This is a genomic window from Kurthia zopfii (assembly GCF_003143955.1).
GTDB lineage: Bacteria > Bacillota > Bacilli > Bacillales_A > Planococcaceae > Kurthia > Kurthia zopfii.
The window spans coordinates 37,515-52,950 of sequence record NZ_QFVS01000005.1; the positions used below are offsets into that span (position 1 = coordinate 37,515).

Sequence of the window (15,436 nt, forward strand, 5' to 3'; positions counted from 1 at the left end):
TTAAGGAGGACACTATAGATTTCCAAAAAGAAAAACCCAATAATTATAAGACTTAAATTACTTTATTGAGTCTATGTATATCAATAATGGTTGCGTTTTCATTAAAAATATTTAAGTATTAATTTCAGAAAATTTACTATTTTCTAATTTTTGACATAATGAAATTGTGTGTATATAATGGACATACTCTTTTTTAAAAAAAGGTATGCAAATAAAATTTTTTGACTATTTAAGAAATTGAAAGTGGGAGTTAATATGGCAACAAAAGAAGAAATTGTTAAATCAGTGCCCCAGAAGGGCTTCTTCGGACACCCTAAAGGTTTATTCAGCCTATTCTTCACAGAGTTCTGGGAGCGTTTCTCTTACTACGGTATGAGAGCGATCTTGCTTTACTTCATGTATGATACTGTATCAAATGGTGGTCTAGGACTTGATAAGACTACTGCAACATCAATCATGTCGATTTACGGTTCATTAGTTTATATGTCAGGTATTATTGGTGGTTGGGTAGCCGACCGACTATTAGGTACACGCCGCACGATTTTCTGGGGTGGTATTCTAATCATGACCGGTCACCTATGCTTAGCATTACCAGGTGGCATAACAATGCTATTCGTATCAATGGTATTCATCATTCTAGGTACAGGGTTACTTAAACCAAACGTATCATCAGTTGTTGGTGATATTTATGCACCAGAAGATAATCGTCGTGATGCAGGTTTCAGTATTTTCTACATGGGGATCAACTTAGGTTCATTCATTGCACCATTAGTGGTAGGTGCTGTTCAAAAGAACTATAACTATCACGCAGGTTTCGGGATCGCTGCATTCGGTATGGCAGTCGGTTTAGTAATGTACAAATTAACTGAGAAGAAAAACTTAGGTCTTGCAGGTGTTAAACCTACAAACCCATTAAAAGCAGAAGAACGCTCAAACATCTTGAAAAAAGGCTTAATTGCTTTAGTCATAATTGCGATTCTTGTTGCAGCAGCAGCTTCACAAGGTTGGGTTACAATTGGTAATGTCGTAAACTTCTTCACAGTTGTTGGTCTATTAGCACCAATTATCGTATTCATTTGGATGTTCACATCTAAGAAGACAAAATCAGAAGAACGTTCACACTTATTAGCTTATATTCCACTGTTCATTACAGGGGTAATGTTCTGGGTAATCCAAGAACAAGGTTCAACAATTTTAGCGCGTTATGCTGAGAGTCGTACTGATTTATCAGTTGGTTCATATAACATTCCAGCAGCTTGGTTCCAATCTTTAAACCCATTATTCATCATCATCTTTGCACCGATTTTCGCTGCATTATGGTTGAAATTGGGCGATCGTCAACCATCAACACCAATTAAATTCTCATTCTCATTATTATTCGCAGGTCTATCATTCTTACTAATGATCATTCCAGCAGTATTATCAGATGGTCAATCATTGGTTAGTCCTTTCTGGTTGATTGGTTCATTCCTGTTAGTTGTATTCGGTGAATTATTAATGTCACCAGTAGGACTTTCAGCAACGACAAAACTTGCACCAGAAGCATTCGCAGCACAAACAATGTCACTATGGTTCTTAACAAGTACTGCAGCACAAGCATTGAATGCGCAATTTGCGAAAGTATTCGACAAAGTAACTGAAATTCAATACTTCGGTTACCTTGGAGGAGCAGCAGTTGTATTATTCTTCATCATGATCTTAATTAGCCCATGGATTTCTAGAAAAATGGGTACGATTAAATAATAAAATTAATAGAGGGAATCACTTTTAAAGTGATTCTCTCTTTTTTGTGGGAAAAATTGTATAATAATGTAAAAGGGGGATGGGAATGAAGAAAAAATCGATGGTTATAAGCAGTATCGTAGCACTCATTGTTATTTTAGGTGCTGCATTCTATTTAATAGGAAGTAAGGAGAAATCATTGGCGCATGATTTATTAAGTGAAGTAGATTTTTCTAAAGTAAAAGTGAATGCGCAAATTTCAAAATCCGACAATATTTCCGAAGTAAGTGTGGATGATTCAAAAGAGATTTTGCAATTACTACAAAAGATGAATGTGAAGAAGAAACATGTAGAAGGGTTGAAGGATTATTCCATCTTAATAGCATCAGGTGGCGGTGGCTCATTCCAAATCTTTCTTTATGATCAAGGTTACATTAAAATCCCGACACAAACGCACGACGATCTTTATAAAGTGACGGAATCAAATGAATTTGAAAAGCTTCTTCACATTGTTGAAAAAAATAAGTAGTTGTTTAATAAGTCAGGTGAACACATCTGACTTATTTTGCATTTAAATAGAAGAAAAGAGATTTTGGTTTTGAATCAAATGTTGTCGTGAATGAACGAAATAACGAGGACTCCTGCCGAAAAACAAGTGAGAAGCAATCCTTTATTGCAACTCACAGTGGCAATAAATAGTGCGCCACTTGTCGGCGGAAAGCCTTCGTTATTTCTATATGTTACAAACATGAACTTCTTTACACCTCCGACTGAGAGAATAAATTTTTTTAAGTAAAAACGATTTAAAAGGAAAAATAAATAAATACCGATATATCAACGTTTAAAGTAAGAAATTATGAATTTTACACGTAGTAAAGAAGTCCGATAAATGATAATCATTGTCATTTAACCTTGAAATGCTATTTGTGCGTGCTATAATGGAAATTGTGAGTAAATGATATTGGTTATCAATTACTAATTTACTCAAATCTATGACGGCATTGGGGATTTATGATGAAGAAAAGATATCTATTTATAGCGCTTATATTGTTATCGGTTCTTTCATTATTCGTGGGAGTTAGCCGCATATCACCAGTAGATTTACTAGACTTCAATTCAGAGAAGACACAAATCTTCTTAATTAGTCGAGTACCTAGACTTATAGCGATTATTCTCGCTGGAGTTGGTATGAGTATAGCGGGTTTAATTATGCAGAGCTTAAGTCGAAACAAATTCGTATCACCTACTACTGCAGGTACGCTTGATGCGACGAAATTAGGTATTCTTGTTTCGATGATGATCTTCGTCAATGCGACAATGCTTGAAAGAATGGTAGTAGCATTTATTTTTGCTTTAGCAGGTACATTCCTGTTCATGCAAATTTTAAATCGTATTAAATTCAAAGATGCCATTTTCATTCCGTTAATCGGTATGATGTTTGGTAACATCTTGAACTCAATCACGACATTCTTCGCATATAAAATGGACATCATTCAAAACTTATCTACATGGCTGCAAGGCGACTTCTCAACAATCTTAAAAGGTCGTTATGAATTATTGTACATAAGTGTTCCAATCCTAATCATCGCATACTTTTATGCAAATCGTTTTACGGTTGCAGGTATGGGTGAGGACTTCGCTAAAAACCTAGGGATCAAATACAAACGTATTGTGAACTTCGGTTTAGTGTTAGTAGCGCTTATTTCAACATCGGTTGTGCTAACTGTCGGAGTTATTCCTTTTGTTGGCCTGATCATACCAAATATTGTTTCTTTATATAAAGGAGATAATTTGGCTAAGACTTTACCACACACAGCAATGCTGGGGGCAGTTTTCCTATTAATCTGTGACATTCTCGGCAGGGTAATTATTTATCCCTATGAAATTTCAATCAGCTTGATGGTAGGCGTGATTGGCAGTGCCATCTTCCTTTACTTATTAATGAGGGGGAGAGCATATGCGAAGCAATAAAACTAAGTTACTTATAATGCTTGCACTCGTAGTAGTGGCAACATTGTTATATGTTTTTCAAGATTTAAACGGAAGTTATCATTACGCTCTTCCAAGAAGACTGATGAAAGTGCTAGCAATGGCTATTACAGGTATTGCAATCGCTTATGCAACAGTGACATTCCAAACGATTACACATAACCGAATTTTAACGCCGAGTATTATGGGGATTGATTCGATGTATATGCTTCTGCAAACATTGATTATCTTCACATTAGGTTCTGCACATATTGCAGCAGCTAACTCGACAGTGAACTTCTTTATCTCGTTAGTCGGAATGGTTGGATTTGCACTCATACTTTATCGCTTCATGTTTAGAAAAGAAGGTCAGCCGATTTTCTTCCTACTTCTCGTAGGGATTATCGTCGGTACACTTTTAGGAAGTTTAACGACATTCCTTCAAGTATTAATTGATCCGAATGAATTCATGAATGTACAAGATAAAATGTTCGCTAGTTTCAACAATGTCGACGTCAGCCTTGTCTGGATCGCATTAGTAATTGTAGTAGTTACAATCGCTTACGGTTGGACGAAGATGAGCGAATTAGATGTGCTATCACTTGGTCGAGATAATGCCCGCAACTTAGGTGTTAATTATGACGGCGTTGTTAAAACAATGTTGATCTTATCAGCAATCCTAATTGCAACTTCTACTGCACTTGTTGGACCGATTACGTTCTTCGGATTAATTGTTGCGAACTTAGCATATCAATTCTTCCATACGTATAAACACTCGGTTTTAGTAACCGGTGCAATGTTATTCAGTATGATTGCTTTAATCGGTGGTCAATGGATTGTAGAACGCGTATTCACGTTCTCAACTACATTAAGTGTCATCATTAACTTTGTCGGTGGAATTTACTTTATTTACTTACTATTAAGGGAGAGTCGTTCATCATGATTTCAGTCAAAGAAATATCTAAAGTGTTTGGCAAGAAAAAAGTCGTAGATGCGGTCACTGTCGATATTCAACCAGGGAAGATTACTTCTTTCATTGGACCGAATGGCGCAGGGAAATCGACGCTTCTATCAATGGTTAGTCGATTAATGAATGCCGATTCTGGTGAAGTATTATTAGATGCATCTGATGTAAAAACGTTTAAATCAAATGACTTTGCACAAAGAGTTTCGATTTTAAAACAATCCAACTTCATGAATGTTCGTTTAACGATTCGTGAATTAGTCGCATTTGGTCGCTTTCCTTACTCGAAAGGTCGTTTAACGGCTGAAGATGAAGCGAAAGTGGATCAAGCAATTGAATATATGAACCTTGTAGAAATGCAAGATTCGTTTTTAGATGAACTGTCAGGCGGTCAACGTCAACGTGCATTCATCGCAATGGTAATCGCGCAAGATACAGAGTATGTATTACTTGATGAACCATTGAACAACTTAGATATGAAACATTCCGTACAGATTATGAAAATCTTACGTAAGCTTGTAGATGAGCTAGGGAAAACGGTTGTCATCGTACTTCATGATATTAACTTTGCATCTGTTTATTCAGATCACATCGTTGCATTGAAAGATGGACGAATCGTAAAAGATGGCCCGACGAACGAAATCATCAATACAGAAGCTTTAAGAGAGATTTACGACATGGACATTCCGATTCAGGAATTAGACAATTGTCGAATTTGCGTATATTTTAATTCAAAATAAGGGAGTTTTTAATAATGAAAAAGTGGACATTCGCAGCAGTATTAATGTGTTTAGTATTAGCTTTAGCAGCTTGTGGTTCTAACAAGGACGAAAAATCAGGCGAGAAAAAAGGCGAAACAATCAAAGTAGAAAATAACTTCGGCGTATCAAATAAAGATGGTAGCTCAACAGAAACAGTTAAAAACACAGTGGAAGTACCAAAAGATGCTAAAAAAGTAGTAGCTTTCGATATGGGATTCTTAGATACTCTTGATGCACTTGGTCTTTCAGATCGCGTTGTAGGTATTCCTCAAAATGCAGTACCGGCTTACTTAAAAAAATACACTAGTTCTGAATACAAAAATCTTGGTGGTTTAAAAGAGCCTGATTTCGAAGCAGTAGCAGCTTTAAACCCAGATGTAATCTTCATCTCTGGTCGTCAAGCCTCACTATTCAAAGAATTTAACGAAATCGCTCCAACAGTATTCGTAGGTGTAGATTCTACAGATTATATGAAATCTTTCAAAGCAAACACTGAATTAGCGGGTAAAATCTTCAACAAAGAAGATGAAGTAAAAACTCAATTAGCAGCAATCGATACGAAAATTGCTGATTTAAACAAAAAAGCAACAGCTTCTAAAGAAAAAGCTTTAATCGTTCTTGGTTCACAAGGTAGTCTAGGTGCTTTCGGTGCAGGCTCTCGTTTCGGTTTAATCCATGACGTATTCGGCTTCGCTCAATCAGATAAGAAAATCGAAGTTGTACCACACGGACAAACAGTTACATCTGAGTACGTTTATGAGCAAAACCCAGACATCCTTTTCGTAGTTGACCGTGATTCAGCAATCGGCGAAAAAACTTCAGTTAAAAAAGATCTAGAAAACGAATTAATTAAGAAAACAAATGCTTATAAAAACGGTAAAATCGTTTACCTTGATGCAGCAACTTGGTATTTAGCAGGTGGCGGTATTGAATCAGTTTCTAAAATGGTTGATGACGCAGCAAAAGGTTTAAAATAATTATTTCTAATAAGAGCAAGGATTACATAAATATGTAGTCCTTGCTTTTTTAATTCTTTCAAATATAGTACGCTATTGAAACAAGTATTACTGAATATCGTTTACATGGTAGAGAAGGAAGTGACGGCATGATAAAGAAAGGTTTGATTGGAATTGTTGGACTGGCAATATTTCTAACATTCGCATTCAACTTGAAATCCGATTGGGTTAAATCATTTGACCAATTGGGAATTGATACATTTAGAGGAAACTCATTTTTAGAGCCGTTTCATTATATTGGGGAGCCGATTTTCGTCGTGATTGTGGCGATTATTTTACTCGTATTCCTTTGGTTTAAAGCGCAAAATTTTCGAGCGATGATTTTTGCATTGATTACGATTGCTGGTGGGAATTTAATTAATACGACCGCGAAGAAAATTATTCAACGTGATCGACCAGATATCCCAGATCAATTAACGAGCTATAGTTTTCCATCAGGACATTCGATGACAGGTGCATTGTACTTGCTTACATTGGCATATTTATTAACAGAATTCCGTTCAACAGGTCAAAAAGTGTTCGCATACTTCATCGCGATTGGTTTAACGATTTGCGTCGGTCTTTCAAGAGTTGCTGGCATGCGCCATTATATTTCCGATGTCATTAGCGGTTGGTCGCTTGGCGTAGCGGTATTTATGGTAGCGGTCATCTGGTACGAAAGAAGAAAAAGAACATTCGAATCACTACAAAAATAAAGAGGTGGAGTCGTATAAAAACTTATACGATTCCACCTTTTATTTGTTTGCTTTCTTTCATGTGTAAAATCCATGTTAATACGGCCCCAAAGATTAATGAACCGAGAATTAAAGTGATGACACCGTGCCAGCCACTTTGCATCCAAAATACACCGCCCAAGGTTCCACCTATACTTGAACCCGTGTAATAAAAGAAGAGGTAAAGGGAAGATGCTTGTGCCTTATCATGTGTCGCACGCGTACTAACCCAGCTACTCGCAATGGAGTGTGAGCCGAAAAATCCGAAAGTAAATAAGGCGATGCCGAATAAAATGATAGCTAGATTATTCGTTAATGTAATCGTAGCGCCGAAAGTCATTAATAAAATACCCCCGAATAGAATCGGGAATTTGCCAAACTGATCCGCTAATTTGCCCATCCAAGTGGAACTAACTGTACCGACTAAGTAGATGATGAAAATACTGCCGACAACCGTTTGACTTAAATTAAATGGAGGCTCTATTAGCAAGAAGCTTACATAGTTATACAATGTGACGAATGAACCCATCAGTGTGAAACCGATACCGAATAATAGTAATAGAAAAGGATCTTTTAAATGCGAGAATAGAGAATTTACTAAAGGTTTGAAAGCGAGCTTTTCTGCTTTGAAATTTTTCGAAGCAGGTAGTAAAAAATAGAATGCGACAGCGACGATTAAACTCAATACACCAATCGTTAACATGGCGATATGCCAATTGAATACGTCACTGACAGAACCCATTATGACGCGCCCCGCAAGTCCGCCAATGGAATTTCCGCTAATATAAAGCCCCATCGCAATGCCTAAACTCGATGGTTCGATTTCTTCTCCTAAATACGCCATCGCAATTGCAGGTAGCCCGGCAAATACAACACCTTGAATTATGCGCAATGTTAAAAGGGATTCGAATGAAGGAGCGAAAGCAATGGCAATCGATAAAATCGCAACAGCAACCATGGAGAAAGTCATGATGTTTTTACGTCCCCATGCTTCGGAAAGTGAACCAACAACTAACATGCAGACCGCTAATGCCAAAGTAGTAAGTGATAGTGTAAGGGAAGCAGTAGCTGGCGATACATGAAATGTTCCTGAAATAACAGGTAGTACTGGTTGAGTCATATATAAGTTTGCGTATGTACTAAATGCACCCGCAAATAAAGCTAAAGTTGTGAACCGAAATGCGCGCGTTCCTCTTTTTATAGAACCGATGTGAAGGACCTCCAATTGAAAGTAATTGTAACTCTAGTATAGTGATGTATAATTAATAAAAACAATTTATTGTATCGATAAAATTGATTCGATTTGGTTATGAATGGAGTGATTCATTTGGATTTACAACAATTGAAGTATTTTCAAACAGTAGCGCGCATGGAACATATGACGAAGGCTTCTGAAAAATTGAATATTTCTCAACCAGCATTGAGTAAAGCGATTGAGCGATTAGAAGGAGAGATTGGTGCGCCACTATTTGATCGAGTCGGTAGGTCTATCCGTTTGAACCGCTTTGGCCGGATATTTTTAGAGAGAACATTGCCACTTACGACGATTTTCGAAGAAGCAAAACAAGAAATACAAGATTTACAATCACCTAATTCAGGGACGGTTTTTGTCGGATTTACGCATTCAATGGGGACACAAATCCTTTCGAAAATGGTAAGATTATTTCAGCAAAAAAATCCGAATATTCAATTTGAATTTATTCAGCGAAATTCCCAACATCTTTTAGAAGATTTAAGTGAAGGGAAGTGCGATCTCTGCCTCACGCCTTTAGTAGATACCGAATTAAATATCGAATGGCAAGGTTTATGGAATGAAGAAGTGTATGTCGTCGTGCCAGCAAATCATCCATTAGCGATGAAAGAAGCCATTTTTATTAAAGAAATTGCGGAAGAACCAATCATAACGATTAAAGAAGGAAACTCGCTCCGACAAATTCAAACAAAAGCATTCGCGCATGCAGGGATCACACCGAATATTGTTTTTGAAGGAGAGGAGTTTCATACGGTCGCAAGTTTTGTAGAAGCTGGATTCGGGGTAGGTTTATTACCAAGCCTTCATAAATTAGATGGCTATCATGTGAAGCGACTTTCAATCAAAGATTTTCAATGTGAAAGACAATTAGGAATCGTTACAATGAAAAATCGTTACTTACCAGAAGTAGCGAAGAAATTTATGCAGTTTATAAATGAACATTTAGAAAAATAAGAGGTGAATTCGTGGATTCAACAGTCATATATGCACTTTTGCTAACGCTCTTTGCAGGTTTAGCAACAGGTGTCGGAAGTTTAGTTGCATTTTTTACATCGAGAACGAATACGAAATTTCTATCTTTCGCATTAGGATTTTCAGCGGGGGTTATGATCTATGTGTCACTCGTTGAAATATTCGTCAAAGCGAAAGATTCATTAACAGCAAGTCTGGGTGATACGAAAGGTTACGCATTCACAGTGCTTGGATTTTTCGGAGGTATGTTATTAATCGCATTGATTGACCGATTAATTCCAAAAGGCGAAAATCCACATGAAGTGAAGAAAGTTGAAGCATTACAACAGGAACCAACAGCAGCAGAGTTTGCAAAACTGAAAAAAATGGGTGTTTTTACGGCGTTGGCAATTGCGATTCATAATTTCCCAGAAGGAATCGCCACTTTCATGTCAGCGATTGAAAGCCCACAACTCGGATTAGCGATAGCAATCGCTGTAGCCATCCACAACATACCAGAGGGAATAGCAGTTGCCGTACCAATCTATTACGCGACAGGCGACCGTAAAAAGGCGTTTAAGCTATCATTCTTATCAGGATTGTCCGAACCAGTTGGTGCAGTAGCCGCTTATTTAATATTAATGCCATTTTTAACAGATACAATGTTCGGCATTATTTTTGCAGGGGTAGCAGGGATTATGGTATTCATCTCACTCGATGAATTACTCCCAGCAGCAAGAGAATATGATGAAACACATACATCAATTTACGGTGTCGTCGTCGGTATGATGGTCATGGCAGCGAGTTTAGTGTTGTTAGCGTAGGAGGGAAATAATGATGAGTAAAAATGAGAAATATCCAATGTGTCATATTTATGGACAGAAGGATTGGCATGATGAAGTAAGTGAAGAAGCTGGTAAAGTAGATAAAGCGTTTGAATTACTCCCGAATAAAATAAAACAACTTGATTAAATAAAAAATAGCCAAGTGATTCGAAGTTAAGAATCACTTGGCTATTTCTTTTATTATTTCGAGCCGACTGTGAAGCGTTTTTGAATGAATTGACCGTTCATCGCTTCGTTTATTAAGGCAATTGCGAAGTCAGCGTAAGAAATGTAGCTATCGCCATTTGCGTTCACAAGTAAGTGGTCTTCTCCTAAGACGAATTCGCCAGTACGAGCGCCTTCCGCATCAAAGAATGCAGATGGACTTACGAAAGTCCAATTGATCGAAGAAGCTTTTAAATCTTCAAGGTTTGCTGCTTGATTAGAAGCTGTTGGAACGAATTCTGCTGGGAAGTCAGGTGTATCCACAACTTTGATTGTTTTCGCTTCGTCAACGAATAATGAACCTGCACCACCAACAACGATTAAACGAGTTGATGAGCCGTTTAAAATATCGATTAAATGTTTACCAACAACCACATGTAGTTCTTCATGGCCAAAAGGTGCGCCAAATGCATTGATGACAACATCAAATTGATTCAAATCTTCACTTGTTAAAGATAATACTTCTTTCTCGATTGCTGGAATTTCAACCTGTAGTTTTGAAGCGTCACGTACGATTGCTGTAACATCGAATTTATTTAAAAGTGCTTCTGCGACAATTTTTTGACCTGCTTTACCTGTTGCTCCGATTACTGCGATTTTCATAATAATTCCTCCTAGTAGTTGTAACTTATTTAGTTACAGGCGTGGTGAAAAAAATCTTCTCAAAAAATTATTCATTCTGAGAAGAGTTGCTCGACTAAATCAGCCAATGTTTTCTTTTTCAATTCATTTTCCATCGCTTGTTGTACATCTGCATAAACAACTTCTAATGTATGCTCGATTCTTTTGCCGACTGGACAGTCCGGATTGGGATGCTCATGAATGGCGAAAAGTTCTTCCGGTGCATTGATGGCACGATACACGTCTAGTAGCTGTATGTCTTTCGGCTCTTTCGTTAAAGAATAGCCTGCAATACCTGGGGAAGATTGAATTAATCCTGCTTTCTTCAAAAGGCTACTAATGCGTCGGATGACAACGGGGTTCGTATTTACACTGCCAGCAATATAATCTGACGTTAAAATATTCGAATCCTTTGTAGTAGCGACTAAAGAGAGAATATGAATTGCAACTGAAAAACGACTATTAACCATTTTCCACACCACCTATTTGTAACCATTATAGTTACAGGTGAAAAAGAAGTCAAGAAAAAGAGAATCAACGAATGAATCGTGATTCTCTAAAAGGTTATTCAGTTACTGTAACTTGGATGCCAGCATCATCAATTGATACGGCTTTAATATCGTAATCTGGTAGATGAGGCTTCATTTTAGTTACAAGTTCGTCCACTTTTGAACGATCGACAAGCGAGATGACAGTTGGACCTGCACCACTAATCGAAGTTCCGAATGCACCGTAGTCTTTCGTAAGCGTACGGATTAGTTCGTAATTTGGAATTAGTTTTGCTCGGAATGGTTCATGGAATAAATCTGCTTCCATAAATTTACCGGCAGTAGCATAGTCGTGTTTTAAAAGGGAAGCAGTTAATAAATTGCCATATGAACTGGCGTGAACAGCGTATCCTTTTTCGTATGAATCAGGTAATGCTTTTCGCGCTTCAGCCGTTTTCAACTCAACATTTGGAATGAAAACTGCAAATGCAGCATCCAATTTTTTCTCATTTAAAATATGAAGTTCACCATCGGGCAATGTAGCACCAATTGTTAATCCACCGCATACAGAAGCAGTAGCATTATCAGGATGCCCTTCAATTTCAGATGATAAATTACACTTATCTTGTTCCGTCAGTTGTAAATCGCAAACAACATTTACTAACTCGATCGCAGCGACAATCGCAGATGCACTACTGCCTAATCCACGAGCGAGTGGTAGCTCACTATACATATCTACCTGACAAGCTGGCAAAGTTACTTCATAGCGCTCTGCAACTTGTTTGGCAACTGTATAAACTAAATGTTCTTCCACTTCAATGACTTCAGGAAGATGTACAGAGTGATGGTTGAAAGACCAACTGTCAGCAATTTGTACATCAAGTTTTAAATAAAGACCTAATGCAAGCCCAATCGAGTCAAATCCCGGTCCTAGATTTGCTGTACTTCCTGGAACGGAAATGGACCATTTTTTACTCACAGAACACCCTCGATATATTCGCGGATTTTCGATTCATCATTCGGTAAAGATACCATGTCGACAGTTGAAGCAGAAACAGCTGTATCAGGATCTTTTAGTCCATTACCTGTAAGAATCGCAACAACTTTACTACCTTTAGGAATAGAGCCGTTTGCAACAGATTGGATAACACCTGCAACAGAAGCAGCTGAACCTGGTTCTGCAAATACGCCTTCTTTTGAAGCGATTAAGCGGTAAGCATTTAAAATTTCTTCATCCGTTACTGCAGCAATTTTACCGTTTGATTCGTCACGAGCAGCTTCAGCTAAATGCCAGCTTGCTGGGTTACCGATACGGATTGCAGTAGCGACAGTTTCTGGGTGAGCAATTGGTGCGCCTTGTACGATGGCAGCAGCACCTTCCGCTTCAAAACCGAACATCTTCGGTAAAGCAGTACCTTTTTTCTGGTTATATTCTTTGAAGCCCTTCCAATATGCGCTAATATTACCCGCATTACCAACAGGAATTGCCAATACGTCTGGCGCTTGGCCTAATTGATCGCAAATTTCGAAAGCAGCTGTTTTTTGACCTTCAAGACGGTATGGATTTACCGAGTTTACAAGCGCAACATCTGTTGTTTCAGAAATATCGCGAACGGCTTGTAAAGCTTCATCAAAGTTTCCGTCAATTTCAATGATTTTGGCGCCATACATATAAGCTTGTGCTAATTTACCTGCAGCTACTTTCCCTTTAGGAATAACAACAAGTGATTGAATTCCTGCGCGAGCAGCGTATGCAGCAGCAGCGGCAGAAGTGTTACCTGTAGAAGCACAGATGACACATTTACTACCTTCTTCAATCGCTTTTGCAACAGCCATAACCATGCCGCGGTCTTTAAATGAGCCGGTTGGATTTAATCCCTCATATTTTACATGTAGGTCGATTCCTAACTCTTTTGATAGGGTATCTAAATGAATAAGAGGTGTATTTCCCTCATGTAAAGTAAGTAATGGTGTATTGTCGTTCACTGGTAAAAATTCTTTATATTCTTGGATTAAACCTTTCCACATATGAATGATCTCCTTTTTTGTACGTTCTTTTCATTTCAGCTGTTCTTCTTAAAAGGACAACTGTTTTTCTATAAAAGACATTTTAACGTACTTTGGAAGATATATCTATAGTAAAAGGTAAATTTTCGGAACAATTTGAATTTGTAAAGATATTGTCACATCGTTTGAAAAGTTGTATAGTATTGTACAGACTAGTGACAAGACACATGGAGGGTTCAAAGTGACAACTAAAACAACAACAGAGAAGAAACCTATATCACGCAACCGTCTACTCGGCATTGCAGGGTTAGGTTGGTTATTCGATGCATTGGACGTAGGGATTCTTTCCTTTGTAATAGCAGCACTCGCAATTGATTGGAGTTTAACACCTCAAGAGATGGGGTGGATCGGGAGTATTAACTCGATCGGTATGGCATTCGGTGCATTAATATTTGGTTTACTAGCAGATAAATTCGGACGTAAATCTGTTTTTATGTGGACATTAGTAATATTCTCGGTCGCAAGTGGTTTGTCAGCGTTGACGACAACTTTAGCGGCATTTATGGTTCTTAGATTTTTCGTAGGACTTGGGCTAGGCGGGGAGTTACCAGTCGCTTCGACATTAGTTTCGGAAAGTGTTGCCCCGAAAGAAAGAGGACGCGTTGTCGTTCTATTAGAGAGCTTCTGGGCAGGCGGTTGGATCATCGCAGCAATCATTTCATACTTCGTCATTCCAGCGTATGGCTGGCGAGTAGCATTACTATTAACGGCGATTCCAGCATTCTATGCAATTTACTTACGCATTAGTTTGCCAGATTCACCTAAATATGAAGAAATGAAGGATCAACGCCAATCAATCGCAAAAAACATTGCTTCTGTATGGAAGAAGGAATATGCGAAAAGTACATTAATGCTATGGATTGTATGGTTCATGGTCGTCTTCTCATACTATGGTATGTTCCTATGGTTACCGAGCGTTATGGTCATGAAAGGCTTCAGTATGATTCAATCATTTGAATACGTATTGATTATGACATTGGCGCAATTACCAGGGTACTTCCTAGCAGCTTGGATCATCGAGAAAATCGGACGTAAATTCGTTTTATCCGTATTTTTACTAGGTACGGCATTTAGTGCATTAATTTTCGGATTTGCGGATTCAACAACTGTATTAATTGTTTCAGGGATGTTCCTATCATTCTTCAACTTAGGCGCTTGGGGTGCATTATATGCATACACACCAGAAAATTATCCGACCATTATTCGTGGAACGGGTGCTGGTATGGCAGCTGCGGTAGGGCGAATCGGTGGTATTTTCGGACCATTAGTAGTAGGAACATTAACTGCTAAAAATATTGAGTTAGGAAGTATCTTTACCATTTTTACAGTAGCGATTGTGATTGCTATTATCGCGATTATTTTCTTAGGAAAAGAAACGAAGCAAGTTGAACTCGATTAAATAGTAAAAGCTGCGACCCATTTATTAGAGGGTGGCAGCTTTTTTACGTGTCACAGTTGACCAACTGTATTATTTTGATATAAAATATCTGAAAATTCTACTATATGATGATTAATACGTTAAACTCTAGTTTTTTCGGGTACTGGATATTTAATCGCATTTTTTATTAGTTTTTCGGAAATGGCTTTTTCTAAGTCGATCTCCATATGATCGGCTAATGCAACTAAATATACTAATACGTCTGCCATCTCTTCTTTAATCTCTTGTCGATATTTCTCTTGTGCAACTTCACCTGTTACTCATTGAAAAGGTTCAAGTAACTCGTTTGCTTCAAGTGAGATGGAAATGGCTAGACTACGGGCATCTTGGTTAGTATGCCAACCACGTTCTTTTCGAAAAGCTAAAATTTCTTGGATTGTTGTTTGCAAAATGACCACTTCTTTCCATATATTTAAAATGAGTATA

At 37.8% G+C, this 15,436-nt stretch carries 17 protein-coding genes and 1 pseudogene; 11 read left to right on the plus strand and 7 right to left on the minus strand.

Translation table 11 applies throughout. The features are described from left to right. Nucleotides 1-255: 255 nt before the first annotated feature. From DF281_RS03220 to DF281_RS03250, 7 genes are all read left to right on the plus strand, one after another. Nucleotides 256-1,743: a peptide MFS transporter gene (locus DF281_RS03220; protein ID WP_109348808.1), complete on the plus strand. Its 1,488-nt coding sequence runs from the start codon at nucleotides 256-258 to the stop codon at nucleotides 1,741-1,743. A gap of 85 nt (nucleotides 1,744-1,828) precedes the next feature. After that, a complete protein-coding gene (locus DF281_RS03225; protein WP_109348809.1) occupies nucleotides 1,829-2,251 on the plus strand; it encodes a hypothetical protein in 423 nt (140 codons plus the stop codon). Nucleotides 2,252-2,736: 485 nt separating this feature from the next. After that, entirely contained in the window at nucleotides 2,737-3,693 is a 957-nt protein-coding gene (locus DF281_RS03230; protein WP_109348810.1) for an ABC transporter permease, read from the plus strand. Further along, nucleotides 3,680-4,633: an iron chelate uptake ABC transporter family permease subunit gene (locus DF281_RS03235; RefSeq protein WP_109348811.1), complete on the plus strand. Its 954-nt coding sequence runs from the start codon at nucleotides 3,680-3,682 to the stop codon at nucleotides 4,631-4,633. Before DF281_RS03230 ends, DF281_RS03235 begins: the two co-directional genes overlap by 14 nt. Then, nucleotides 4,630-5,394, plus strand: a complete 765-nt coding sequence (locus tag DF281_RS03240; protein ID WP_109348812.1) for an iron ABC transporter ATP-binding protein — start codon at nucleotides 4,630-4,632, stop codon at nucleotides 5,392-5,394. The genes DF281_RS03235 and DF281_RS03240 overlap by 4 nt, the downstream gene beginning before the upstream one ends. A gap of 14 nt (nucleotides 5,395-5,408) precedes the next feature. Beyond that, nucleotides 5,409-6,392 (plus strand): siderophore ABC transporter substrate-binding protein, encoded by a 984-nt coding sequence (locus DF281_RS03245; protein ID WP_109348813.1) that lies wholly within the window; start codon nucleotides 5,409-5,411, stop codon nucleotides 6,390-6,392. Between the two features lie 128 nt (nucleotides 6,393-6,520). After that, entirely contained in the window at nucleotides 6,521-7,126 is a 606-nt protein-coding gene (locus tag DF281_RS03250; protein WP_109348814.1) for a phosphatase PAP2 family protein, read from the plus strand. Nucleotides 7,127-7,148: 22 nt separating this feature from the next. Here the strand turns inward: DF281_RS03250 and DF281_RS03255 are convergent, their stop codons facing one another. Then, on the minus strand, nucleotides 7,149-8,354 hold the full coding sequence (locus DF281_RS03255) for an MFS transporter (RefSeq protein ID WP_109348877.1): 1,206 nt from the start codon (nucleotides 8,352-8,354) through the stop codon (nucleotides 7,149-7,151). Nucleotides 8,355-8,471: 117 nt separating this feature from the next. Here DF281_RS03255 and DF281_RS03260 point away from each other — a divergent pair, with 117 nt between their 5' ends. Genes DF281_RS03260 through DF281_RS14665 form a run of 3 tightly spaced genes read left to right on the plus strand, consistent with a single transcriptional unit; the run spans nucleotide 8,472 to nucleotide 10,319 of the window. Beyond that, nucleotides 8,472-9,350: a LysR family transcriptional regulator gene (locus tag DF281_RS03260; RefSeq protein WP_166636055.1), complete on the plus strand. Its 879-nt coding sequence runs from the start codon at nucleotides 8,472-8,474 to the stop codon at nucleotides 9,348-9,350. Nucleotides 9,351-9,361: 11 nt separating this feature from the next. Further along, nucleotides 9,362-10,171 (plus strand): zinc transporter ZupT, encoded by an 810-nt coding sequence (gene zupT, locus DF281_RS03265; protein ID WP_109348816.1) that lies wholly within the window; start codon nucleotides 9,362-9,364, stop codon nucleotides 10,169-10,171. Nucleotides 10,172-10,181: 10 nt separating this feature from the next. Further along, the gene (locus tag DF281_RS14665) at nucleotides 10,182-10,319 is read left to right on the plus strand and encodes a hypothetical protein (protein ID WP_166636056.1); all 138 of its coding nucleotides are present in this window, start codon (nucleotides 10,182-10,184) and stop codon (nucleotides 10,317-10,319) included. Between the two features lie 53 nt (nucleotides 10,320-10,372). Here DF281_RS14665 and DF281_RS03270 read toward each other — a convergent pair whose 3' ends face one another. The 4 genes from DF281_RS03270 to thrC form a co-directional block, all read right to left on the minus strand. Continuing rightward, nucleotides 10,373-10,999 (minus strand): NAD(P)-dependent oxidoreductase, encoded by a 627-nt coding sequence (locus DF281_RS03270; RefSeq protein ID WP_109348817.1) that lies wholly within the window; start codon nucleotides 10,997-10,999, stop codon nucleotides 10,373-10,375. Nucleotides 11,000-11,070: 71 nt separating this feature from the next. After that, nucleotides 11,071-11,487 carry an Rrf2 family transcriptional regulator gene (locus tag DF281_RS03275; RefSeq protein ID WP_109348818.1) on the minus strand — a complete coding sequence of 139 codons (417 nt, stop codon included), beginning with the start codon at nucleotides 11,485-11,487 and terminating at the stop codon, nucleotides 11,071-11,073. 94 nt (nucleotides 11,488-11,581) lie between these two features. Next, nucleotides 11,582-12,484 (minus strand): homoserine kinase, encoded by a 903-nt coding sequence (gene thrB / locus DF281_RS03280; RefSeq protein ID WP_109348819.1) that lies wholly within the window; start codon nucleotides 12,482-12,484, stop codon nucleotides 11,582-11,584. Next, the gene (gene thrC / locus DF281_RS03285; protein WP_109348820.1) at nucleotides 12,481-13,533 is read right to left on the minus strand and encodes a threonine synthase; all 1,053 of its coding nucleotides are present in this window, start codon (nucleotides 13,531-13,533) and stop codon (nucleotides 12,481-12,483) included. Before thrC ends, thrB begins: the two co-directional genes overlap by 4 nt. A 220-nt stretch (nucleotides 13,534-13,753) precedes the next feature. On the opposite strand from thrC, the gene DF281_RS03290 reads away from it, so the two are divergent. Then, the gene (locus DF281_RS03290; RefSeq protein WP_109348821.1) at nucleotides 13,754-14,971 is read left to right on the plus strand and encodes an MFS transporter; all 1,218 of its coding nucleotides are present in this window, start codon (nucleotides 13,754-13,756) and stop codon (nucleotides 14,969-14,971) included. 119 nt (nucleotides 14,972-15,090) lie between these two features. On the opposite strand, the pseudogene DF281_RS15055 reads toward DF281_RS03290, so the two are convergent. Continuing rightward, a pseudogene (locus DF281_RS15055) lies at nucleotides 15,091-15,240 on the minus strand (MazG-like family protein); the annotation flags it as partial. Nucleotides 15,241-15,270: 30 nt separating this feature from the next. After that, on the minus strand, nucleotides 15,271-15,399 hold the full coding sequence (locus DF281_RS15060; protein ID WP_370447845.1) for a nucleoside triphosphate pyrophosphohydrolase family protein: 129 nt from the start codon (nucleotides 15,397-15,399) through the stop codon (nucleotides 15,271-15,273). Nucleotides 15,400-15,436 lie beyond the last annotated feature (37 nt).

Bases quoted from the DNA above. Each gene is read 5' to 3' on its own strand.
- DF281_RS03220 (WP_109348808.1), top strand. From the start codon at position 256: ATGGCAACAAAAGAAGAAATTGTTAAATCAGTGCCCCAGAAGGGCTTC.
- DF281_RS03225 (WP_109348809.1), top strand. From the start codon at position 1,829: ATGAAGAAAAAATCGATGGTTATAAGCAGTATCGTAGCACTCATTGTT.
- DF281_RS03230 (WP_109348810.1), top strand. From the start codon at position 2,737: ATGAAGAAAAGATATCTATTTATAGCGCTTATATTGTTATCGGTTCTT.
- DF281_RS03235 (WP_109348811.1), top strand. From the start codon at position 3,680: ATGCGAAGCAATAAAACTAAGTTACTTATAATGCTTGCACTCGTAGTA.
- DF281_RS03240 (WP_109348812.1), top strand. From the start codon at position 4,630: ATGATTTCAGTCAAAGAAATATCTAAAGTGTTTGGCAAGAAAAAAGTC.
- DF281_RS03245 (WP_109348813.1), top strand. From the start codon at position 5,409: ATGAAAAAGTGGACATTCGCAGCAGTATTAATGTGTTTAGTATTAGCT.
- DF281_RS03250 (WP_109348814.1), top strand. From the start codon at position 6,521: ATGATAAAGAAAGGTTTGATTGGAATTGTTGGACTGGCAATATTTCTA.
- DF281_RS14665 (WP_166636056.1), top strand. From the start codon at position 10,182: ATGATGAGTAAAAATGAGAAATATCCAATGTGTCATATTTATGGACAG.
- DF281_RS03270 (WP_109348817.1), bottom strand. From the start codon at position 10,999: ATGAAAATCGCAGTAATCGGAGCAACAGGTAAAGCAGGTCAAAAAATT.
- DF281_RS03275 (WP_109348818.1), bottom strand. From the start codon at position 11,487: ATGGTTAATAGTCGTTTTTCAGTTGCAATTCATATTCTCTCTTTAGTC.
- thrC (WP_109348820.1), bottom strand. From the start codon at position 13,533: ATGTGGAAAGGTTTAATCCAAGAATATAAAGAATTTTTACCAGTGAAC.